The sequence below is a fragment of the Shewanella mangrovi genome (assembly GCF_000753795.1).
GTDB lineage: Bacteria > Pseudomonadota > Gammaproteobacteria > Enterobacterales > Shewanellaceae > Shewanella > Shewanella mangrovi.
In genome coordinates, this window is sequence record NZ_JPEO01000001.1 from 425077 (window position 1) to 449192 (window position 24116).

Sequence of the window (24116 nt, forward strand, 5' to 3'; positions counted from 1 at the left end):
TAATCTGCTCGGGAGTCCGACAATAAACCTATAGAAAGGGCACTAAGTGATTCAGTACACGGGCGTGACTGAGGCGACTGCTAGTGCTTGGGCGTATTTTACGCTGTCTTGGCGGTGGTTCGCTAGTGATTAACCGTGTTAAAAAGCTTTTTTAGTCACGCAAAATTGCATGAATTTGATACAAAAGCCGCAAAAAACGTGCTTTGCCTCACATTTCATCGGCGCTGATGGTAGAATCGGGCGCGATTTATTCAGGAACAATTTTTAATCAATGGAGATATGTATGAAGCCAACGCTGATTGCGATTGCAACGCTGCTGGCCGCGCCAAGTGCTTTTGCGGATACGGAGTTTGTACCAGGCGATGCTACCTTTGGTGGTGATGCTGAATTGGGTGCTACCATGACTACGGGTAACACCGATACCACCTCTGTGAAAGGTCGCCTCGATCTGAAGCATGAATTGGGCAACTGGGAAAATGAATATGTGTTGGAAGGGCTTTATAAAGAAGACACCAACGAAGTGACTGCTAAACGTTACTTAGGTAGCGTGCAGGGCAATTACCGTTTTACCGACCATAGCTATACCTTTGCTACTGGCGCATACGAAGTCGATCCATTTACAGGTTACGATTTCAAATACAATGCGGCGGCCGGTTATGGTTATCGCTTATACCAAGGTGCCAATAGTTTCCTTGATGCTGAAATCGGCCCTGGTTATCAATATCAACGCCTCGACAGTGAACAACAAGCGGAGCTGGGTTACACCAGTGAGTCGAGCTGGGTGGCGCACGGCGTGCTCAACTACTCATTGAAAATCAGCAAAACTTCGAAGTTTAAGCAGACCTTCACCGCGGATTACGGTGACAAATTGGATGCGCGCTCTGAAACCTCGGTGACGGCCAATATCGTCGGCGCCTTGTCGATGAAGTTTGCGGTAGTGGTGCGTTACAACAGCGACCCATTGCAGGACATTAAGAGCACAGATACCGAAACCAATATGACGTTATTGTATTCTTTCTAATCTGCTTAAATTGCCAGCAAAAAATCATTTTTTGTGATCTGTTGATAAGGCACCTTCGGGTGCCTTTGTGATCCGCCTCTCAGCATTTGAATCCCACATTAAAAACAGTTGTCTCCTGCCGTCAGCGGGTTTATCTCTTTTGCCACAGAATTCTCGAACTTTGCTTTTGGTCAACATTAGCCCTATTGGGGCTATGGTAGTTTTTAAGCACATTCTTATAAAAATAGAGAGCAATCAAAATGAAGTTGAAGCGTATGTACCAAGGGCTTGCTGCCGTTGGGGGAAGTTTGCTGGGATTGATCGTTTCTCCTGCAGTTATGGCCAGTGAAGGTGCTGGTGAACACTTAGCGTTAACTCACACCTTTGCCGGTTATCTCGGTATTGCTATTTTCGTCATCGCCTATGCCTTGGTGATGTCTGAAGAGAAATTACATCTGCGTAAATCTAAGCCAGTCATTATTGCGGCGGGGATTATTTGGGGAATCTTGGGGTATGTCTATACCCAGCATGGCATGTCTGAAGTGGCGGAAGGTGCCTTCCGCAGCGACTTATTGGAATATGCCGAACTGTTTCTATTCCTGTTAGCGGCGATGACCTATATCAACGCCATGGAAGAGCGCAAACTGTTTGATGCGCTGCGGGCGTGGATGGTGAACAAAGGCTTTTCCTTACGCCAAGTCTTTTGGATCACTGGCTTTTTAGCCTTTTTCATTTCGCCTATCGCCGACAACCTGACCACCGCCTTGTTGATGTGCGCCGTGGTGATGAAGATGGGCGCTGATAACAAGAAGTTTATCACCGTCGCCTGTATCAATATTGTGGTTGGCGCTAATGCTGGTGGCGCTTTTAGCCCATTTGGCGATATCACCACGCTGATGGTGTGGCAAAAAGGTGTGGTGCAGTTTGGTCAGTTCTTTGATCTGTTTGTTCCATCACTGGTCAACTTCGTGCTGCCAGCGGCGATTATGAGCATGTTCATTAGCAGCAATAAATCAGACGCTAAAGCGGAAGTTGTGCAAACCAAACCCGGTGCTAAGCGTATTGTGGTGTTGTTTTTGCTGACTATCACCATGGCGGTTTGTGCCCACTCACTGTTGGGACTGCCACCCGTATTGGGCATGATGACCGGGCTCGGCCTGCTGCAACTGTTTGGCTTTGTACTGCGCAAAGGCTTTGATAAAAACCTCAGTAAACTGCGCCAAAAAGCGCTGGCCGATAAGGATGAAAAAGCGCTGCAAGAGTGCGATCAATTCGTGCCATTTGACGTGTTCAGCCGTATTGCGATGGCCGAATGGGACACCTTGCTGTTCTTCTACGGCGTCGTCTTGTGTGTCGGTGGTCTGGGCTTGATGGGCTATCTGGCGATGGTGTCACAAGCTATGTATGGTCACTGGGACCCAACCTATGCCAACGTTGCCGTTGGGGTGTTGTCATCGATTGTCGATAACATTCCGGTGATGTTTGCCGTGCTCACCATGAACCCTGATATGGCGGTAGGCCAATGGTTGCTGGTGACCCTGACGGCGGGTGTTGGTGGTAGCTTGTTGTCTATCGGCAGTGCTGCCGGGGTGGCGCTGATGGGCCAGGCCCGTGGCATTTACACCTTTGGGGCGCACCTGAAATGGACGCCTGTGGTCGCACTTGGTTATATCGCCAGTATTGTGGTGCATTATTTCCTGAACCACAGCCTGTTCTAACCACACGCTTTTATTGTCTTTCTGGCCGACAACTCAGGTTGTCGGCTTTTTTATGACTATTTTTCATCACTATCAGCGATAGTGCTAATAGCGCCAAGGATAGCCTCGGTGCGCAAATCAATCTAAAATAGCGGCAGACTACCAACTTCAGGTTGGTGATGATGACAGTAATCGAATCTGTTGGTGTTGCCGTTTACTTTGTTTGGCAGACCGCGCCAAGTGTCAGGCTTTAGACTGACGTTTCCTTTATGATTCCCCTTATCCTCTGGTGTTGCGCCAGTGTATCGCTGTCATTGATGATAGTTTTCTCGCTGGGCTGTAGCCGCTTGGCAGTCATGTATGCGTTATTAAGTCCGTCTTTTTCCCCTGAGGCTCAGACGCGTCACTCCGTCAGTTTGGATCATGTGACATGCAGTTATTTTTACATCTGAAGTGGTTTTTTCGGCGCTATTGGTACACCTATGCGCTGGCGATGCTGATGTTGTTACTGGTCGGCATCATCAATATGGCAATCCCGAAATTTATCGGTGAAGCGGTGGATCAACTGCTGGCAACTAAGCAGCAATCCGCTACCGAAGCATATCTTATCGGCTTAGCTCTCGGTGGCTTTGCCGTGTATTTACTGCGTTATGGTTGGCGCAGAATGCTATTTGGCACCTCTTATAAACTGGGTAATTTTCTGCGGCAGCGTTTTTATACCCGCCTCACCAAGCAAGGGCAGGCGTTTTATAATGCGCACTCCACTGGCGATTTGATGGCGCGTGCCACCAACGATATCGATGCTGTTGAGGTCGCCGCAGGTGAGGGGATTTTGTCCGGCTTTGATGGCATTTTGACCTTCTTTTTGGTGCTGATCATGATGTTTGTCTTCATCGATTGGCGCCTAGCTGCGTTGGCGGTGTTGCCGTTTCCCATCATGGCGGTGGCGTTTTATCGCGTCTCAAAACGGATCCATAGTCAGTTTAAAGATTCGCTCGATAAGTTCTCGGCACTGAATCAACAGACCCAGCAGGCGATGACGGGCATTCGCATGATTAAGTCGATGGGGCGAGAACACATTGAAGCCGAACAGTTTAATGGTATTGCTCAGCAGGCGGCGCACAGCACTTATCAAGTACAGCGTTCTGAAGCCTTATTCGGGCCAATCATTCAACTGAGTTTGGGAGCCGCATTGTTGATTGTCCTGTTGGCCGGCGGTTGGCAGATCCACAGCGGCAATCTCAGTGTGGGCCAACTCACCAGTTTTACGCTGTATCTGTCTGAGCTTATCTGGCCGATGTTTGCCTTTGGCTGGCTGATGAACATTATTCAGCGCGGTAATGCCGCGATTGAACGGCTCGATGAACTGCTAAACCTGCCCGATACCATTGCCGATCTAGGGCAGCAGCAGAGCCAAGGTTATCAGTTGCAAGTGCAGCAGTTGCAGTTTCATTATCCCGCCACTCAGCAGGCCAATCTTAATGGCATTAATCTGCAACTGGAGGAGAATCAAACGCTTGGGATTGCAGGCGCCACCGGCGCGGGGAAATCGACACTGGTGCAACTGCTGATGCGTTATTGGGAAGCCGACGTCGGTGAAATCTCCCTCAGCGGCGTGCCGATCCAGCAATTGCCGCTGGCCCGTTTGCGCGCTATGTATGCCTATGTGCCGCAAGATTCGTTTCTGTTTAGCAGTAGCATTATTGAAAATATTCGTATGGGTCGCACTGACGCCAGCGATGACGAGGTCTATGAAGCGGCCAGGCTGGCGGCGATCCACGATGACATTCTGCAATTCCCTGATGCTTACCACACCTTAGTGGGCGAGCGCGGCGTGACACTCTCGGGCGGGCAGCGGCAACGAGTGTCGATTGCCCGTGCGCTGATCAGCAAAGCGCCGATTCTGATATTGGATGATGCGCTGTCGGCGGTAGATGTGGAGACAGAGCAAACCATTATTCAGCATCTCAGACAACGGCAGCAGCAAACGCTGCTGATCATCAGCCATCGTTTATCTGCGCTGGAACAAGCGGACGAAATTATTGTGCTGTCTCATGGTGAGATTTGTGAGCGTGGCAGTCATCAGCAGTTAATTGAGCATGATGGTTGGTATGCCAGAATGGCGGCCTATCAGCAGATGGAACAAGCCTTGGAGAGTGTTGCTTATGCCTCGTAATCGTGCTGATAAGAACCAAGATGGCGGCGCTTTGCGCCTGCTGATGAGTTATGTGTTCGCCGATAAACCGCGTTTTATTAAAACTCTGTTGCTGGTGGTGGTCGCCACCGCCTTTGATGTGCTTGGCCCCATGCTGAGTAAGATTTTTATCGATGATTTTATTGTGCCTGGCCATTATCCACTGTGGCCGATTGTCGGCATTGTGGCGCTGTTTATTTTCGCGGTGGTAGTCGGTACTTTGTTGAAGTACCAGCAAAGTATGCGCTTTTTGGATATGGCGCTAAACGCCGTATTGGATATTCGCAAACGGGTATTCCAGCATGTGTTGAGCCTGCCAATGTCTTTCTTTGACTATGCCAGAACTGGGCAACTGGTCAGTCGTATCACCAACGATACTGAATCCATCAAAGACATCTACGTGCAGTTCCTGTCGAACGTGTTATCCAACATTATTCTGCTGCTGGGCATCTTGGTGGCGATGGCGATATTGGATCTGCAACTGATGCTCATTGCCTTATTGCTGCTGCCAACCGTGGTTGGCCTTATCTATGTCTATCAGCGCTTTAGCGTAAAAGTGGTCAGCGAAAGCCGCCAGTTGCGTTCCGATATTAATGCCACGGTAAGTGAATCGATTAGCGGCATGGCAGTGATTCAGGCCACTAATCAACAGCAGGCGAAAACCGCGCAGTTTGACGGCATTAATAACCGCTATTACAGCACCCGTTTAAAGGCGGTGACGGTCGGTTCGCTGTTACTACGTCCAGCGATTAACTTCTTAAGCATTCTGGTACTTGCCAGCATTGTGTGGTTTTTCGGCTTAAAAGTGGTGCAGGGCGTGGCGGAAATCGGCGTGCTTTACGCCTATCTCAATTATCTGGGACGCTTTACCGAGCCGTTGGTCGAAATCACCCAGCGGTTTAGCTTGTATCAACAAGCCATCGTTGCTGGCAATCGTGTCTATGAGTTACTGCAAGAGCCGAGTGCGAATACACAACAAGGTCACGGCGGCGCTATTGCAAAAGGGCAATTGAGTATCTCGCAGCTGCAGTTTGCCTATCAGCCCAATAAGCCAGTGCTGGATAATATAAATGTTGAGATAGAAGCGGGCGCGTTTTACGCCGTAGTGGGGCATACCGGCAGTGGTAAGAGTACGCTGCTGAGTTTGCTGCTCAATTTCTATCAGCCGCAGTCGGGCGCGATTCTGATTGATGCTAAGGCGCTGGGCGACTACAGCCATGACAGTTTGCGCCAAGGCATCGGCTTTATTCCGCAAGAGCCGTTTATTCTGGCATCGAGCATCTTTGATAACATCGATATGGGGCGTCATTTAACGCCGCAAGCAGTTGAACGTGCAGCGAAACAGGCCCATCTGCATGACGTGATTATGGCGATGACTGAGGGTTACCAGACTGAGTTAGGCGAAGGAGGTTTACGTCTATCGACTGGGCAACGGCAGCAGTTGATTATTGCCCGTGCCTTGGCGGGTTCGCCAAAAATTCTGCTGCTGGATGAGGCCACTGCTAACGTTGACAGTGAAACTGAGCAAGTGGTGCAACGGGCACTGAGCCAGCTACATCGGCAAGTGACCATGATAGTGGTCGCGCACCGGTTATCGACCATTCGTAATGCCGACCGGATTTTGGTGCTGGATAAAGGCCATTTGATTGAGCAAGGCAACCACGAGCAGTTGATGACGCTAGAGCATGGTCGCTATCGGGCCATGTATGAACTGCAGCAACAGGCGCAAAAAGTCGCGCAGGCGGAAGCCTAGTGCATCAAGCGACAACCACAGACGGTATTGCTGGGCTGAAAGCGCACCACGGCATAATCTTTACTGGCATCTACATCTAGAATCTCCAACGACATCAGGTGGTTGCCATCGCGATTAAGGTTGAGGTTACTGATGTAAGAGACATATTGCAGGTGCGCCGGGTATTGTCCTTTGCCCGGGAGTTCCTGCTTGTGGTTGATGGAGACCTGATACTGTTTATCGGCGAGGCGCTCGACATCGCCATCCATCAAAATTGATCCCGCCGCCGAGCCATCGAGATCGAAATAACGATAATTCACCACCGCGTTAGCGCCTTTTATCTGCAAGTCGACCACCAGATAGTGTTCAGCATCTTCACTCTGCGCCAAACGGCGATCGTATAACTCGGAGCTGCAGTTGAGCATCAGTTGCTGGCTATTCTGATGTAACTGATTGATCTTAAACACTGCTATCAGTAACAGCAGCAATAGCGCCAGATTGACAGCCCAGTTCCAATAGCGAGATTTAGCCACAGAGATTTACCCCCTGTAGCCACAACTGATTAATAAAGTCCTTTGGTTGTCGTGCGTCGCTGATCTTAAGATTACGCACTAAGGACTGCCCCTTAGATTCGCCACGCAGGGTCATATTGAGTACCTGTTTATCGTGCGACAGCGAGGCATAGATTTCGTGCCACACGGTGCTGTGACAGCTTTGTACTACGGTGCTGATCACTGCGGCTTGCTGTAATAACAACTGGTTATTCGTACGCGAGTTGGCATACAGCATCAACTGTAACTGCTGACCCGATTGGGTGAACAGAGCCTGTTTCACCAGCGGTACACTGGGCTGCGGCTCGGTGTGGTGATTCAGGTAGTAGACACTGCCAAGCAGTAACAGTGCTAACAAGGCGGTGATGAGCCAGTGCCGTTGGCAGTAGCGCCAGCCTGTTTTGTTGGATGGGGCAGCTTTACTGGGTGTGTGGCGATGGAGTAAATAGCCTTTGCCCTTTACGGTTTCGATTAACATCTCATGCTCAGGGCCAAGATAAGAGCGCAGCATGCAAACGGCGCGCGCCACAGAAGAGTCACTTAATGGCGGATATTCATCACCACCACCGCGTAAGTCGAACTTGCTGACGGGAGTGCCTTGATGCGCAATTAATGTGGTCAACACATGCCGCTCTGCTCGCGGCAGATGCCAGTGTTTATCGTCATGCTGATGTGTAAGTTCGCCGCTGGCTTCGTCAAACCAGCAGTCTCCGATTCGCATAGAGCACTCCTTAGCTGTCGGCTGCCAGTCTATGCAAAAAATCTAATTAGTAATGTGATCTTTATGCTGCCCGATGCGGGAAAAAGGCGAAATAGTGATCCAGCTCTGCTACTGAGTGACAAATGGATTAACTCGCTTTTTGCTGTATTAGTGCTTCAAAATTAAGCAGTTGAGATAAAAGTAAAATGTGAGCCGAGTGAGCTGGGTGAAACCTTTTAATCTGGCCAGCATACCTGTGTGAATCTTGCTGAATTCACATGAATTTAACAAATAACGTGATTTAGTCGCTTTTGTATGCTGTTTTAACTGTTGTTATCTATATTTTTAATTCAATAAATAAATCATTGGTGCTCCTCAAATCTCCTTTTTTGCCGCGCACGCTTCATGCGCTATTAATCACAATCTTCATTGCGCTGCGTTTTAAGCTGAGTCTCGAACACTCAAACGGCGTCATTGCGCCGCCTAAGTAAAAACAACAAAAAGGGACAAACAGATGAGCATGAACAGACGTCAAGCCTTGGGCAAAATTATCGGTATGACTGGTGCAGCAGGATTGGGGCTTACTGCTGTTTCGGCATTCGCCGGCACGGATACCAACGGTAACTTCCGCTTAGAGCTGGGGGACAAACTCAAGTATGTGCCGCTTGATCCTATGGCCGCAGCCAAAGTGGCTTATCAAACCGGTGGCGGTTGTATGCACCAGGTGTTTTACGCCATGGTCACTATGCTGACCAATTCAGAAAGTGTTGATGCTGCCAAGTTTGGCACTATTCCAACCGCACTTGCGGGTTACGGTGCTGCTGGCGTAGGCGGTCAGGGGACCTTGTGCGGTAACAACAATGCTGTCGGCATGATAGTGAACATTCTGGACGATATTAACGGCCAGAACTCCGCCATTATTGGTGCGGCAATGCGCTTTTATGAAAATACATCACTGCCATTTTCAGATGTGGCATTTGTTGAAGGCATTGGTTCTACTGTGGAAAAAACCGAAACCATGGTGGTGAGTTCATCGGTGGCGCACAGTGTGCTTTGTCATGCCTCTATTAGTAACTGGTCCAAGGCATCAGGCAAGTTGTTCAGCGATAAAGGCGAGCGCTGTGCCCGTCTGTCCGCTTCTGTAACCTACCATCTGGTTGAGCTGCTTAACCGTGCCTATGCTGGCGAAGTGATCAGTGCCACGGCGGAAGCGAAGCCATCTGAAGAAGCACAAAATTGTCAGGCCTGTCATGGCAGCACCAGTACCTTCGCAACAGCGCCAAGCGTTAAATCCGATATGGAATGTACCGTGTGTCATACCGGTCACTATAACTAAGGAGCTCCCATGAACAAGTTAGCGTTAAGCCTGCTACTGGGAACTGCGTTAGTCAGCGGCTGTGGCGGTGATAGTACCGATGAGCAAACGAAGGTTGAACAAGATCCGGTCAAGACCACGATTGATATTTCCGGTGTCAGCGCCATCGATCTTACCCTCGACAGTTTTGATCCGCAGACCGGGAGCGTCGAGTTTTCGCTGAAAGATCCCGATGGACTCGCCATCGTCAATGCGCAGCAATATCGCATTCGCTACTTTGGCTTTCCGCCACAAGGGGAAAATTCGGCCAATCCAAAAGCGTGGAAACTGTGGCATGTGGTGTATAGCTATCAATGCGATGGCACCAGCTGCGATGAGCAAATTCAAGCCAGGGACGGCGACGGTCAGTACAGCTTTGTACCGCGTAATCTCTATTGGAACCGCGATACTGCGCCGGGCACCACTGGCCGTTATCGGGTTGCTATTGAGATCTTTGGTAATGATGTGAGCAATGAAGTCGCACTGCTGGCACCTACCGGACAGTAATCGAACAACCTCTTCATGTTGTATCCCTGTAAGTATCTTGGCCGTCGCAGGGCGGCCTTTTTACCATTAGCTCGTCGCGATCACAAAAATCAGGCATAAGTTATATACCATAGCTATATGCTTTTAAAAGGTTTTTTACTTAAGTATTGATTAGTGAAAAGTTTTGCATAGATCACTATTTGATAAATTAACCCTGTTTTTGGCGTATTGGACGCCAACCTTGGTTAAGAAGATCACAGTTCGATCGCAGCGATTTTTCTATACTCGCTTGCAACTGCTGCCATGAGGCAGTGGGACAAAATTCGTTAGGTTATGTTGAACACGTTTGGTCAGGACAATAATGGTGCAATCTTTTGCGCAACCTCGCACACCGAAATATATGCTACATGAGCAGATGAACCCGGCACCCAAAATGCTGGGCGTTGTGATTGTGCTGGTGGCGATGCTGGCGTTGAGCGTCTTTTTCCTAAAGCGTTTTCCACTCGATACGGTCACTATGCCGTTGTCACAACAGACCTTGACCCTAGCGTCTGGGCAGCAGGTGCAACTGCTTCTTTACGCTAATTCGCGTATGAACAACCATATTCTCGAGTCACACGCGACCATTCTCGCGGCGGCGCTAATGCAATGTCGTCAGCAGGTGCCTTGGCAACAGGTTTACCTGTCGATTTCTCACGAAAAGCAGATGCTCAATATCTCCATGAAAGGTGAGCAGGGCGGTCATTTTAAGCTGCGTAATATTAAAGCCAGCGATATTGAACGCCATATGGGATTTTTCAGTCAGCAGTGGTTAGCCGGAGTCAATCTCTGTGAATAGAGCTTGGGTGTGGTTGGTCTTAGTTCTTGCCGTTTTATTAGCTGTTGTTCGTGTTTACTACGCGCGTAGTAACCATAGTGAGCAATTGCTGCTTAACTGCAGCTCAGAGCTATACGACCACGATAAAAAAGATTCGCAACAGTATTATTTGTTGATGGATCTGCAGGCTGACAATCATAACGTGCTGCTCAACTATCGCTATTTTACTGTGGATGGTACGCCGGTTGGCAGTATCAAAATGCACGGTGATCTTAAGCGCAATCCGGCGGGCTCCAGCTACGATTTGACCATCCATGATAAAGAAGAGCAGTTGCTGGAGAAAACTAAGCCTGCCCATATGGACTATCTGTCATATATCAGTGGCCTGAACTTAACCAACAAATCGATCCATCCGATGACGCTGGAGATGTTGGACACCGACGAGCAGCAGCATTACGCCATTGTGCGTTTTCAACCCGGCAACGCGGTGTACGGTTGTCGTCTGCAACACTAACGCCGATTTCTTTCACTCGCTAAATTCGCTATATTCATACTAATCAAATAGTTGGTTAGGATTCGGCGATCTTGTCAAAGTTGCGCATTAAACAGGAAGAGCAACTCTCCATTAAATTCAGTCACTTGCTTGGTCGCGGTGAACGGCGGCGGCTTGATCTCTATTTTTCCCTGCCAAAAGAGATGGGCATTGGCCCCAATAGCCTCAACGAAGAGGAATACTATTTCAGCGGCGTACAAGGGCGCCGGGCCTATTACTCTGAAGGACTGCATCTGCCATTAGTGCAATCGCGCTTTGTTAGTCAGAAAAAGCGCACACTGGAAGAATTCCGTCTCTATATGAACCTGTTTGCCTACCAATATGCGGTGGCCATGGAAAACGATGCGCGCGAGCTATTGCGTATTGAAGACGAGCAAGCGTTTTACAAAGCCTTAAATGAATTCACCGTGCATGCCACTACTTTGCTGCGACGTTTTCGCCGCGGTGCGCCTGCTGATGAAAAGTGGCATCACTACTTTGAAAATGCCGACAACTATCTGTCTTGGTTTACTGAGCAGCAACTGCTGAAGCTGCTGGCTAAAAATGGTGATGGCAACGCCAATCACGTGACCGAAAAAGTGCTGATGTTGTGCCGTCAGGAACGTGAGTATCGCGATGGACGCGACTATAACTCACAGCGTACCCGTAAAGATGCTAACCGTATCGCCAATAAGATGTTGTTGCTCAGACGGTTGATTCAGCAAGGGGTCGTCCTCAAAGAGGAGCTTAAACCTCTCGGTGTTGGCTTGAAAAAGCTCACTACAGGTACCGCTACCGCATTGGTGATGTTGGTGGTATCGACGCTGATCATTAAGGCACAAGGTGCTTTTAATGGACTGACGCTGGTGATGGTGTTTGTGTTGGCGCTGATATACGGCGTGCGTGAAATCTTTAAAGAAGATGTGCGTAATGCACTGTGGCGGGTTGTGCAACGCGGACGGCCGCGCTGGAGTCGTACACTGCAGGATACTACCACTCAGGAGCTGATTGCCCGGCAATTGGTGTGGCTGGAGTTTATTAAAAGCAAGGATCTCCCCAGTGCCGTCAATGAGATCCTCAAACGGCGCCATAGTCAGAACAAGGTGGATGCCGAAATCCTACACTACGGTATTGCTACTCGGGTGGCCGATACTGACTTTCTGACTGGCTATAACACGATTCAGGAACAGGTGGTATTTAGTTTAGTGCCGTTTGTGGAATTTCTTGAACGCGGTAATGATGAAATCTATCGCGAGCAGGATGGGGTGGTGTCGAGTGAGCAGGTTGAGCGCCGCTATCAGATCAATCTGGTGGTGGTGTGTCAGCGTGAAAAACATGATACCCAATATGCGCGCTATAAAATCACCGTGAATCGCCACCAGATAGTGGAGATCACGATGAGTGACTTACCGGATAATCTGCCGTTGATTGATGATTTAGTCGAGCATGACAGCAGTGCGACTGCCAGACTCGACCGTCAATCTGAACCGGTTATAGAGAGTTAGCGTCAGCGGTGTAGGCTTGGCAAATACTGCCGTAGCCACTCTGTTTGGCGCGCTTCAGCGCCACTTCGCTGTTAGCTAAGAATTTCTCTAGCGTCTGCCCTTGGCAATAGGCAGCAATCCCGATGCAAATACCATCGGATAAGCCGTTATGGCTGAGGCTGTCGAGCGAGTTTTTGGCGTAATGATGCGCCGTGGTCGAATCGGTATTCGGCAAGAGGATCACAATCCGTCCCAGCTGCCAATTTGACATCTGATAACCACGAGGCAGATCGCGCAGCAGCTGCATTTCAACCTGTTGCTGACGGCTCTCCAGCTGACCGATATCGCTCAGGTGGCTCAGCATATCTTCTGGGTTAATATCCAGCAGCAACAAACAGCTATGGCTTTTATCAGCATCATTCATCGCTTCAAAATAGCGCTCTAAATCAGGCAGTTCGTTCATCACCGCGCTGCGGTAAGGCATTTGTTCACCTTTATGGCCCCAGTGACTGGCACCGGCCTGTTCCAGGGTACAGATGAGATATTCCAGCTCACCTTCTTCATCAAGGCAGCCTTTGAGCGTGGTTTGCAGACATTCACCACGACGTTCGCCGTTAAGAATTTGCCCTTGCCAATGGCCGTGCATGCTGACCAGCTTAAGGATACGCTGCCACTGATTTTCAAAATCATTTTGCAGCAGGTTGAGTAAGCTTTTATGCAGACAACCATCGAGACGCAGCAGATGGTTAAAACTATCGTTGACCTTCACTAACTGGCCGCTCGGCGTCAGCAGCGCGGTCGCGACCGATGAGTCGCTGAGCAATTGGTTGAGATGTGCTTCCTGACGTGCCTGTTTGAGTTCACTGATATCGTCAAAGGTGATCAGCACAAAGGTGTAGTCTTGGTCGCCGCTGACGCGAATATTAAAGCGAATATAGATGTTTTCCAGCGTCTGCAGCTGTGCTTCGCCGTGCCAGATCTGCTCTTGTTGCAGATGCTCACGTACTTTCTGATACCAGTGATCATCCTGCTCAAACAGTTTTTGCAAACTGCGGTTTTCAATCTCTTGCTGATCTAACTTGAGCAGCTTCGCGGCGCGATCATTGGCGCAAACGATCCGGCCCATAGTGTTCACCAACAAGCAGCCTGCGTCACTGCGGAACAGGCCGTCTGCCAGCTCAATGGCATTTGCGCGTGAGCGCTGTTCGATGCGATACAGGTGCACCAAGACGATGACTGCCGCGGCAAGAATGGTCATGATCACCACTGACAGCAACAGAATATTGCGCCATTCTTCAAAGCGGGCGGTAATGTCGTGGTTACGGATGTAAGACAGCAGCACATACTGCTGGCCGTCGTTATTTTGCGCGCCGAGGGTGATTTTCAGGAATACAAAGGCGGCGTTGTCACCGTGGAATTCACCAAAGTTATTCATTGCCAGCTCGCGCCACAGCGTTGGGTAGGTCTGGCGTAAACTACTGCCTAGAGTGTCGGGAATCCCAGGCAGTGGGTCGAGGTTGCTGGCACCAGCGTACAGTTGGCCTTGGTCATCGAGCAGCAGTAACGGTGAGTCGTTACTTGAAAACGCCGGCTTAATCGCTTGTAACATCTGTTGCAGCGAGTTGTAGGTGACGAGGTAACCGCGAATCGATTGATCGGCATTTTCCAAACGTGCCAGCTGCATCTGATAAGGTTCGAGACGATCTTCCACCGGCACAAACTCAATCGCCGAGGTGTAGATATCGTTATCGCTCAAGGTGTTGACTTGCTTTAGCAGGCTTTTAGGCAGTGGTGCAGCACCAAAGCGCGGGCTGCTGGCTTGTTTAAATTTGCCGCCCGCATCGTATAAGGCAATGTCCATCAGCTCCGGGATATTTTGTTTCATGGTATCCCAACTGCTGAGCAGCCGATCTAGCTCCTGTTCGCCGGGATTTTGCAGGTAATGACGTAATTGCTCTGAACGCGCAAACATCTGGGTACGGAATTGTTGGAAAGAGACTTTATCTGCCAGCAAGGTGCCAACGGTTTGCAGCTCACTATAACGCTGAACGGCCCATTCTTGTTGAAACTTACGTTCTCCCAGCGTGACGACCACATTGGCGATTAGCACCACAGTAATCACCAACATACACAATTGACTGACCATCGCCAGCAATCGTTGACGGGACCATTGCACGCCGCGAATGTGGGGGATCAGTGGTGAATCCTTGAGTCGATGGTGTTTACTTAACATTTAAATGCTTGCTGAGCGAAATAATGTCGCTATGTTAACACGAAATTTTAGCCGCAACAGCGGCTAGCCAGTGCTTAGCCGACGACGTCGAGCACCCGGTGTTTAAACTGGCAACCAGCGGCTTCGACAATCTGCCGACAGGAATTGATATCAACCCCTGACAAGCCTTCAATGGCCGAGACTTGGACCTCGTTGATATAGCGGGGGGCATCTTTGATAAATTGATTCACTGCCGCCCACGACCCTTGCAGACGTGGCTGACAATGCTGTTGGTAGACCGACTCATTTTGCGCATTGAGTGATACTGACAGGGCATCAACGCAACTCGACAGCTCAGGTAAAATGTTGCGGCGATGGAACAGGTTGGCCAAACCGTCGGTATTGATGCGTACTCGGCCACCACGGCGCTTGATTTCGTGGGCGACGGTCAGCAGTGTGGCGAGATTCAGTGTGGGTTCGCCATATCCGCAAAACACGTATTCCTTGAAGGCACTGACATCACCGAGTTGCGGAATGATTTCTGCTGCCGTTGGTTGATGGTCTAACGCCAGTTGATATTCATGTACCTGCTTACTGCCGTTGTGCTTGGGGCAGAACTGGCAACGTAAGGTACAACGGCCGGTGATATTCAGATAACGGCTGTCGCGAATGTCATAAACCAGGGTACAGCATTGGTTGTCGCTACTCATTGGTAATAGAAAAATGGCGGCATTTGCGCGTTAGTCTAGCCGTTTTAACTGATGGATAATGTAGCAGCGGTCATACTGCGATGTTCTGCTATGTAAAATCGCGCTGGCATAACATTTTCTTTGCTGTAAAAATAGGCGGGCTCCAATTCGATGATGTCTCGCTCAGGCACAAGAAAAACCATTGAGCGGTGAATAACTCTTTTGATTTCCCAAGCTTTTTAAGGGTAAACAGCGCTAATGCATGGTTTTGAACATTTCTTCTCGACGCCGAACGGGGTCAATGCCGCGATTACCGGCAGCTATAACGCTTGGTTAGTCGCGCTCTCTATTTTTATCTCGATATTTTCCTCGATTATGGCGCTGCGTACCGCCGATATGGCGTGTCACTCGCAGGCCGGGGCGTATCGACATCTGGCGCTTGGCATGGGCACTGTATCGCTCGGTGGTGGCATCTGGGCCATGCATTTCATTGGCATGCTCGCTTATGACTTACCTGTGCCGGTGCACTATGACATGACCATCACCTTAATGTCGTTACTGCCCGCCTGTGCTGCGTCGGGGATTGCATTGAATCTGCTTTCTCGACACCAATTCTCGCTGCCATTGCTGTGTGTTAGTGGCTTATTGGTCGGCGCAGGTATCGGCACTATGCACTATCTCGGTATGGCAGCGATGCAGTTACCGCTTGGCATGTACTATCACATGTGGTTGTTTTTACTCTCGATTGTGATTGCTGTGGTGTTGGCGATAATTGCGCTGTGGATCCGTTTTGGGCTGCGTCAGCGTAATTTGTCGGCGCGCCAACGGTTGCTGGTGAGTGGCGTGGTAATGGGCTGCGCTATCGCCGGGATGCATTACACCGGTATGAGCGCTGTCGGCTATTACGGTGAAATTCCTGCTGAGTTACCGCCTGCGCCGCTTGATGCTGGCTATATCGCGTTAGCGTTGGCGTTTTTTATTGTCACCGTCAGCATTATGGTAGTGGCTCTGAATGCGTTGATCCGTACTCGAGCTCTGTATATGGAGATGGAGGCCGGTAAGTCGCGGCTGAAGGCAACGCTCGATACCGCGGTCGATGCCATTATCACTCTGGATACTGTGGGGACTATTCGCGAATTCAATCCCGCGGCAGAAAAGCTATTTGGTTGGACTGAAGCTGAGGTGCTCGGCTGTAACATCAAGAAATTAATGCCAGAGCCCGATCGTTCGCAGCACGATGGCTATCTGCGCAACTTCCTCAGTAGCGGCGAGAAAAAGGTGATTGGTGTTGGCCGTGAAGTGATGGGCTTGAAAAAAGACGGCTCACAGGTGCCGATTCGTTTGGCGGTGGGGGAGATGATTCTCCACGATGAGCGCTTATATGTTGGCTTCGTCTCTGATATCAGCGAACGTCACGCACTAGAACTTTCTCTGCGGGAAGCGGCGGAACGGGCAGAGCGGGCTGCCGAGGCAAAAACGGCCTTTTTGGCAAATATGAGCCACGAAATTCGCACACCAATGAATGCCATCATCGGCTTTACGCAGCTATTGCTCGACACTGAACTCAGTGCCAATCAGCGTAAGTATCTCAACACCATCCATCAGTCTTCGCATTCGTTACTGCGTCTGATTAACGATATTCTCGATACCACCAAGATGGAGCAGCGCGATGTGGCACTGGAGCTGAAACCTTTCTCGTTGAAGGCGATTGCGATGCAGTTGGAGTCGTCATTAGGGCTGAGTGCCAAAGATAAGGGACTGAATTTCAACGTCGAATATCCGGCAAACATGCCGGAATACTTCGAGGGCGATCAGCTGCGGGTACTGCAGATCCTGACCAATCTGGTCGGCAATGCGGTGAAGTTTACTGAAACCGGCAGTATTAATATTCGCTTTCACTATACCGATGGCGTGATTGCCATTGAAATCCAAGACACTGGCATTGGGATGACGCAGGCACAGCAAGAGCTGGTGTTCTCGCCTTTTACTCAGGCCGACAGCTCTATCAGCCGTCGTTTCGGTGGCACCGGCCTCGGCACGACTATCGCGCGGCAGTTGGTATTGCGCATGAATGGCAACATCGAACTCAACAGTCAATTTGGCAAAGGCACAGTGTTCCATGTGTGGTTGCCGCTGGCGGAAGCGCAGTCGTCTAACACGCAAGCGCAGGAGCAGGATATCGAACTACCACCTCTGCAGGTGCTGATTGCCGATGATGTCAGCGTCAACTTGGAGCTGCTGAGTCTGACATTAAGCCGCGCAGGGCATCAGGTGACCACTGCCAGAGATGGCGCCGAGGCGTTTGAGCAATTCACCTCTGGGCAGTTTGATCTGATTTTGATGGACATGCATATGCCAACTACTGATGGTTTGGCAGCGACCCGTTTGATCCGCAAATATGAGCAGCAGCAGGCGCGTCTGCCGGTGCCTATCATTGCGCTGACGGCCAGTGTCATGCTGGAAGATCAACAGGCAGCCATGCGTGCTGGCATGAATGGTTTTGCGGTCAAACCTTTGGATGCGGTGCAGCTGTTCCGTGAGATGGCCAGGGTGCTGCGTATCGATATCGGCGAGCCAGTGGCAGAGCAAGGACCTCAACCTTGTTCACGTCTGAACTGGGAGCAGGGCATTGCCTTGTGGGGCGATGCACATCGTTTTCGCAGTGCGTTAGCGCAGTTCTTTAATGAACTGTCGCAGTATCAGTTGCCGCAGCAACAGGCCGATGGCAGTACCGATTGGACTGCGACTGGGCAGCAACTGCATCGACTAAAAGGCGTCGTTGGTAATCTGGCCTTGGATGAAATTCATCAGCTCACCGATGTTGCCGAGCAATACATTCAGCAGCAACACTATAGCGAGGCGCATGCGGCAATGGATAAATTGCAGCAACTGTTAGCCGAAGCGCAGCAATGTTATGGCGATAAAGAAGAAGGTAAACCTAGCAAGGTTGCGTCCACGCCTGATGCATTAGCGCCGAGCTTATGTCAGCAGTTGGGGGAACTAGCCGAGGTGTTATCCCACAGTGAATTGGACGATCAACTGCTACAAGCGGTGGTGGTTGGATTGGAGCAGGCAAACCGTTTCGCCTTGGCGGATCAGTTGAAAAATGCCATCGATAATTTTGAGTTTTCTAAAGCGGTTGAGTTATTGCAGCAAGCGATTGCGTCACCGAGTAGTAGCGTAGATAAGGTATCTTCATGAGTGATAGTCGCCAGAATGAACGTTTCACCCTGTTGTTGGTGGATGATGAACCGATCAATTTGCAGGTGCTACGCCATAGTCTGCAGGAGCAATATCGACTGCTGTTTGCTAAGGATGGCGTCGCGGCACTGAGTTTGGCGGCCAATGAGCGTCCCGATCTGATCCTGTTAGATATTATGATGCCGGGCATCTCAGGCTATGAAGTGTGCGAAGCACTAAAACGTTCACCAGATACTGAAGATATTCCGGTGATTTTCGTGTCAGCTATGGCAGATGCTAAGGATGAATTTCGTGGCTTGGAGTTGGGCGCTGTCGATTACATCACCAAGCCATTCCATCCACAAATCGTGCAAGCGCGGGTCAAAACCCATCTGTCGTTAGTACGTGCCAAAGATGTGCAACGCACGCGGTTGCAGATTGTGCAGTGCCTCGGTGCCGCGGCGGAATACAAAGACAATGAGACTGGTTTACATGTGGTGCGCATGAGTCATTTTTCGCGTTTGCTGGCATTGGAACTGGGCTATAGCGAAGAGAAAGCCGATGATATTTTGCACGCATCGGCGATGCACGATGTCGGTAAAATCGGTATCCCCGACGCCATACTGCAAAAGCCGGGCAAACTGGACGATGACGAATGGCAAGTGATGCGCACCCATCCGCAAATTGGCGCCAAAATTATTGGCGAGCATGAAAACGGTCTGCTGCAGTTGGCCGCCATCGTGGCGCTTAATCATCACGAAAAATGGGATGGCAGCGGTTATCCTCGCGGCTTGGTGGGCGAAGATATTCCTGAGATCGCGCGAATTGTGGCTGTGGCCGATGTGTTTGATGCGCTCACCAGTGTTCGGCCTTATAAGCCCGCATGGCCTATTGCCGATGCGCTGGCGCATATGCAGGCGCAAAGCGGTAAGCACTTCGACCCGAATATTATCGCGGCATTTATGCGTTGTTTGCCGCAAGTCGAGGAAGTTCGCCAACGGTGGGCGGACGAAAACGTGGCGATTTAGTGTCGCTCAGCCAATAAAAAAGCCGGTATGTTTACCGGCTTTTTTATTGCGTCAGCTTATTTGGGCAACTCAGTGCTATGCGACTGCTGCGGTTGCCACCACCAGCGGAAGAAGCGGCTAAAGGTTTTCTTAATGTCTTCTAAAATGATGTAAGCCAGCGGCACCATAATCAGGGTTACCACGGTTGAGAACAGAATACCAAACGCCAGTGATACCGCCATAGGAATCATGATCTGTGCTTGTAAGCTCTTCTCCGACATGATGGGCACTAAGCCCACAAAGGTGGTCAGCGAGGTGAGAATAATCGCCCGGAAACGTTCACAACCTGAGTTAATCGCCGCGTCACGAATGGCGTATCCCTCTTGCCTTGCCCGGTTAACAAAGTCGACCAAAATCAGCGAGTCGTTCACCACCACACCGGCAAGCGCAATGATACCGCACAAGCTCAATACGCTCATTGATAGACCAAGGAACAGGTGACCAAACAGGGCGCCAATCATACCAAACGGTATTACCGACATGATGATTAGCGGCTGGCTGTATGAGCGCAGCGGAATCGCCATTAGCGCATAGATACAGAAGATGGCGAATACAAACCCTTTGACTAAGCCAATCAGCGCATCTTGCTCATCCTGAGTTGCACCATCCAGTGCCGTCGAGATTTGCGGATATTTCTTTTTGAGTTCCGGCAGGAAGCTTTCCGTGATCTCTTTCACCACCCGCGACGGCTCAACCTTGTCTTTATTGGCATTGGCCGTAATGGTGATGGCACGGCGACCATCGACGCGAATAATCGACGAGTAAGATTCATCGAGTTTGACGTTGGCGACACTGCTAAACGGCACTTGGGTACCATCAGCAGTACGGATCATCATATGTTCCAGATAGCCGATGCTGGTACGCTGATCTTTCGGATACCGCACCATGACCTTGATTTCTTCTTTGCTACGCAGCAAGCGCTGCGCCTCAAAACCATAGAAACCGTAGCGCACCTGACGCGCGAGATCGGATAAGGTCAGCCCCAATGCTTCTGCTTCTGGCTTGATGCTTAAGCGGATCTCATGGCTACCTGAGGAGAAGTTATCGGCAACGTCATAAACACCATCAAAGCTAGCCAGTTTCTGCTTTAAATCTTTTGAAGCGGCGGATAGCTGCTCCAGATTAGATGACACTAGACGGAAGGAGATATCCCCGCCTTGGCCATTGGTGCTGGCATTGAAGTTGAGATTTTTTACTGCTACCAGCTCGGGTAACTGCTTACGCCACGCGTCGACAATGGCATTGCCATCCACATCACGGTCTTCCGACTTGGTCAGCTCGGCAAAGATAAACGCCGAGGTACGGCCACTCATGTTGACAAAACTATGGTTGACCACCGGATAGCCAAGCTCTTTTTCCATTTTGTCATTCATAGAATAGAGCGCGTCTTCAATCTGCATCACCACATTTTGCGTGTTGACTTCAGACGAACCTTCGTCCATCTCCAAGTTAACTTGAATGAAGTCAGACGGAATATCTGGGAAGAACACCCAACGCACTTTGCCAGTGACAACCAGTGCTACTGACACTATCAGCACACAGGTGAACAAGGTCATTACTGTGTAGCGGTGTGGGATCATTCGCTGCATAAAATTGCGATACTTCACATCAATAAAGTGCTGCACCATATTATTGAAGCGACGACGATTGCGCGCGGCAAAGCTGTTGCTGTTCTTACTCGGCTTCATATGCGCCAAGTGAGCAGGCAGGATCAGTTTCGACTCAACCAAGGAGAAGGCCAGACAGAGGATAACGATCAGGCCAATAGAAATCCAAATAACGCCCATCGGCCCCGGCACCATCAACATCGGCACAAATGCGGCAATGGTGGTCAACACCCCAAAGGTCGCTGGCATGGCGACTTTTTTCGCACCGCGAATGACGTTATCGACCGAATGCCCGTACTTCTCAGTTTCTGTATGGGCGCTTTCCCCAATGACAATGGCGTCATCGACTAAAATCCCCAACACCAGAATAAAGGCGAATAAGGTCAACATGTTGATGGATAAACCAAAAATGCCGATAGGCATCAAGGCGAGTGCGCCAAGGAAACAGACGGGCAGCCCCAGCATTACCCAGAACGCCAGTTTGAGATCGAGGAAAATCGCCAGAATCACAAACACTAACGCCGCACCATAGAGCATATTTGACAGCATCATGCTCAAACGGCCTTTGAGGTAATGGGTCAAATCGCCCCAATAATCCAGTTGTGCGCCGCTAGGTAGGGTGGCTTTGCGTTTGGCAAGATACGCTTTTACTTGGTCAGCAATCGCAATAGCGTCTTGGTCATCGATACTGGTGACTTCGATAATTGCTGCGGGCTTTTCATCAAAACGCGTGTAATCAAGGCGTTCTTCAAAACCATCGTTGATGGTGGCCACATCCGGCAACATCACGCGGCTACCGTCGGCGCGAGTACTTACCACGATTTGCGCAAAGTCATCGTAGGTGTAGGCTTGCGCCTTGGTACGCAGCAAAATGTTGCCGTCGCGGGCGCGAATCGAACCGCCGGGAAGATCTAATGAATAGTTTTGTACCGCACTGGCAACTTGGGAAAAGGTCAGCCCATATTCACGCAGTTTATCTTCTGAAAGCTCAATACTGATTTCGTAATTGAGCACCCCGGTCACGGTGGCACGCGTTACCGCTGGCAGATCGGTCAGCTCATCACGGATTTGCTTTGCCAGTTCCTTCATTTCATGGCGATCAATATCGCCATAGACAGACACCCAAATCACGTTGTTTTCAGGGCGGATGCGGTGAATATCCGGGCGTTCAATGTTTGCTGGAAAGGTAGAAATAGAGTCGACGCGCATCTTGGCTTCATCAAGCACATCTTGCGGATCATAACCATCCGCCACTTCGATACGCACCGAACCAACGCCATCACTGGCGGTGGAGGTGATTTTCTTAATCCCCACCACATCACGCAGCGCTTCTTCAATCTTGATATTGATCCCTTCTTCAATCTCCTGTGGTGCCGCCCCAGGGTAGGCCACCGAAATGCTCAGAAAATTGAGTTCGAATGAAGGAAACACTTCCTTATTGATGGTGAAGGCGGAAAACAGCCCACCAATCACCAGTAAAATCATCAGCAAGTTTGCGGCGACACTGTTGCGCGCAAACCAAGCAATAATGCCGGTTTCTTGTTTTTCAGTCTCCATCACTCATTCCCTGCTTTGGCCAACTGATGTTGTTGCTCTTCATCATTGGCTTTGCTTGACGGTGTGGCTTCCCCGGCAACTTTAACTTTCAGGCCAGATTCCATATTGACCAGTGTGGTTTCGGCGACGCGGTCACCGTGACTTAGGCTGTCTTGTAGATAGATATCTTGCAGATCGGTACGTACAACTTTGACTGAGCGCATCTCAATGCGGTCTTCGTCGTTAACTACCGCGACTTTATTGTTGCGGACCAAGTAGCGTGGCAACTTCACCACGTTTGACAGGGTACGGCCGCGGATTTCAGCATCCACAAAGCTACCGAACTTCAACGCTAACTGACCTGTTTGCGCAATGGTATGGCGCAGATAAGGATCTTGCACTTCCGCCACCAGATACACCATACGGTTGTCAGGGTCGACCACGCCTTCGCTACGGACAATATGTGCCTGCCAATTCACGGTTTTACCGGCGAGTTGGGCGGTGAGGGTCACTTCAGTGTATGGGTTATCAACCGACTCCAGATACGCCAGCTCTTTATTGGCCAACGGCAATCTGACTTCAGCAATATCAGTATCAAACAGTTCACCTAAGTTCGTGCCGACGGTGACATATTGGCCAAGGTTAACGCTGCGGCTGCTGACGATGGCATCGTAGGGGGCGCGAATAACGGTACGTTCCAAATTACGTCTGGCACGGTCTAATTCGGCCTCGGCATATTTGACGTTGGCTTGTTCTTGTTTCAACTGGGGTTTACGCAGACCAAGTTCAGGTGGCACACCGGAGAACCCTTTAAAATCGACTTTGGCGACTTCACCACGAGCGCGTTCCTCTTCCAGTGAGGCTTGTGCTTGCGCTAGGTTGGCTTCGGCTTGCTTTAATGCCGCTTGATAATCAAAGGGCTCAATAACCGCCAGTTCATCCCCTTTTTTGACCATGCCACCGGCAACAAATTGCGGTGCAACTTGTTGAATACGCCCTTGTACTTCGCTCACCAACTGGGTGCGATATTTAGGATTGACCGTGCCGTAAGATGACAGCGACAGCGTGACCGTTTGCGGTTCAGCGGTAACCACTTTCACCACAGGTAAGGTCTCATCTTCCGGCTTCTTCTCGGGCGGTTTCATTGACTTAAACAGCACTACAATCAAAACGATTGTCAGTAATACGATCGCGATCGGAGGCAGTACCCGTCTTAAAAAAAGATTCATAGCGGAGTTCTTTCCATGTTGCAGGCTACGGAATTCTGCTGGATAAGTT

The 24116-nt window shown here is 50.1% G+C and carries 17 protein-coding genes; 11 read left to right on the plus strand and 6 right to left on the minus strand.

Translation table 11 applies throughout. The features are described 5' to 3' along the window. The first annotated feature begins 283 nt into the window (after positions 1-283). From HR45_RS01695 to HR45_RS01710, 4 genes are all read left to right on the plus strand, one after another. Positions 284-1021 carry a DUF481 domain-containing protein gene (locus HR45_RS01695; RefSeq protein WP_037439047.1) on the plus strand — a complete coding sequence of 246 codons (738 nt, stop codon included), beginning with the start codon at positions 284-286 and terminating at the stop codon, positions 1019-1021. A gap of 239 nt (positions 1022-1260) precedes the next feature. Then, positions 1261-2718, plus strand: a complete 1458-nt coding sequence (gene nhaD, locus HR45_RS01700; RefSeq protein ID WP_037439049.1) for a sodium:proton antiporter NhaD — start codon at positions 1261-1263, stop codon at positions 2716-2718. A gap of 409 nt (positions 2719-3127) precedes the next feature. Beyond that, a complete protein-coding gene (locus HR45_RS01705) occupies positions 3128-4873 on the plus strand; it encodes an ABC transporter ATP-binding protein (RefSeq protein WP_037439051.1) in 1746 nt (581 codons plus the stop codon). Continuing rightward, positions 4863-6644, plus strand: a complete 1782-nt coding sequence (locus tag HR45_RS01710; RefSeq protein WP_037439052.1) for an ABC transporter ATP-binding protein — start codon at positions 4863-4865, stop codon at positions 6642-6644. Before HR45_RS01705 ends, HR45_RS01710 begins: the two co-directional genes overlap by 11 nt. Here the strand turns inward: HR45_RS01710 and HR45_RS01715 are convergent. Both HR45_RS01715 and HR45_RS01720 read right to left on the minus strand, forming a co-directional pair. Then, entirely contained in the window at positions 6641-7156 is a 516-nt protein-coding gene (locus HR45_RS01715) for a hypothetical protein (protein WP_037439053.1), read from the minus strand. The genes HR45_RS01710 and HR45_RS01715 overlap by 4 nt on opposite strands. Then, entirely contained in the window at positions 7149-7895 is a 747-nt protein-coding gene (locus HR45_RS01720; RefSeq protein ID WP_037439054.1) for a winged helix-turn-helix domain-containing protein, read from the minus strand. Before HR45_RS01720 ends, HR45_RS01715 begins: the two co-directional genes overlap by 8 nt. Positions 7896-8388: 493 nt before the next feature. Between HR45_RS01720 and HR45_RS01725 the strand changes: the two genes are divergently transcribed. The 5 genes from HR45_RS01725 (at position 8389) to HR45_RS01745 (ending at position 12568) form a co-directional block, all read left to right on the plus strand. Then, positions 8389-9210 carry a cytochrome c3 family protein gene (locus tag HR45_RS01725; RefSeq protein WP_037439055.1) on the plus strand — a complete coding sequence of 274 codons (822 nt, stop codon included), beginning with the start codon at positions 8389-8391 and terminating at the stop codon, positions 9208-9210. A gap of 9 nt (positions 9211-9219) precedes the next feature. Continuing rightward, positions 9220-9735: a hypothetical protein gene (locus HR45_RS01730; RefSeq protein WP_037439057.1), complete on the plus strand. Its 516-nt coding sequence runs from the start codon at positions 9220-9222 to the stop codon at positions 9733-9735. Positions 9736-10075: 340 nt separating this feature from the next. Further along, positions 10076-10552: a hypothetical protein gene (locus tag HR45_RS01735; RefSeq protein WP_052074412.1), complete on the plus strand. Its 477-nt coding sequence runs from the start codon at positions 10076-10078 to the stop codon at positions 10550-10552. After that, complete coding sequence (locus HR45_RS01740; protein WP_037439060.1) at positions 10545-11045, plus strand: hypothetical protein; 501 nt, start codon at positions 10545-10547, stop codon at positions 11043-11045. Before HR45_RS01735 ends, HR45_RS01740 begins: the two co-directional genes overlap by 8 nt. A gap of 71 nt (positions 11046-11116) precedes the next feature. Then, complete coding sequence (locus HR45_RS01745) at positions 11117-12568, plus strand: hypothetical protein (RefSeq protein WP_052074414.1); 1452 nt, start codon at positions 11117-11119, stop codon at positions 12566-12568. Here HR45_RS01745 and HR45_RS01750 read toward each other — a convergent pair. Beyond that, positions 12555-14780: a PAS domain-containing protein gene (locus tag HR45_RS01750; protein ID WP_037439064.1), complete on the minus strand. Its 2226-nt coding sequence runs from the start codon at positions 14778-14780 to the stop codon at positions 12555-12557. The two genes, HR45_RS01745 and HR45_RS01750, sit on opposite strands and share 14 nt — an antisense overlap. A 74-nt stretch (positions 14781-14854) precedes the next feature. Further along, on the minus strand, positions 14855-15469 hold the full coding sequence (locus HR45_RS01755) for a TatD family nuclease-associated radical SAM protein (protein WP_037439066.1): 615 nt from the start codon (positions 15467-15469) through the stop codon (positions 14855-14857). A gap of 237 nt (positions 15470-15706) precedes the next feature. On the opposite strand from HR45_RS01755, the gene HR45_RS19205 reads away from it, so the two are divergent. Then, the gene (locus tag HR45_RS19205; protein WP_052074415.1) at positions 15707-18649 is read left to right on the plus strand and encodes an MHYT domain-containing protein; all 2943 of its coding nucleotides are present in this window, start codon (positions 15707-15709) and stop codon (positions 18647-18649) included. Further along, positions 18646-19656, plus strand: coding sequence for a response regulator (locus HR45_RS01765; RefSeq protein WP_037439067.1), 1011 nt, complete (start codon positions 18646-18648; stop codon positions 19654-19656). Before HR45_RS19205 ends, HR45_RS01765 begins: the two co-directional genes overlap by 4 nt. Positions 19657-19712: 56 nt before the next feature. On the opposite strand, the gene HR45_RS01770 is transcribed toward HR45_RS01765, so the two are convergent. Beyond that, positions 19713-22859 carry an efflux RND transporter permease subunit gene (locus HR45_RS01770; protein WP_037439069.1) on the minus strand — a complete coding sequence of 1049 codons (3147 nt, stop codon included), beginning with the start codon at positions 22857-22859 and terminating at the stop codon, positions 19713-19715. Continuing rightward, the gene (locus HR45_RS01775; protein WP_037439071.1) at positions 22859-24067 is read right to left on the minus strand and encodes an efflux RND transporter periplasmic adaptor subunit; all 1209 of its coding nucleotides are present in this window, start codon (positions 24065-24067) and stop codon (positions 22859-22861) included. The genes HR45_RS01770 and HR45_RS01775 overlap by 1 nt, the downstream gene beginning before the upstream one ends. Positions 24068-24116 lie beyond the last annotated feature (49 nt).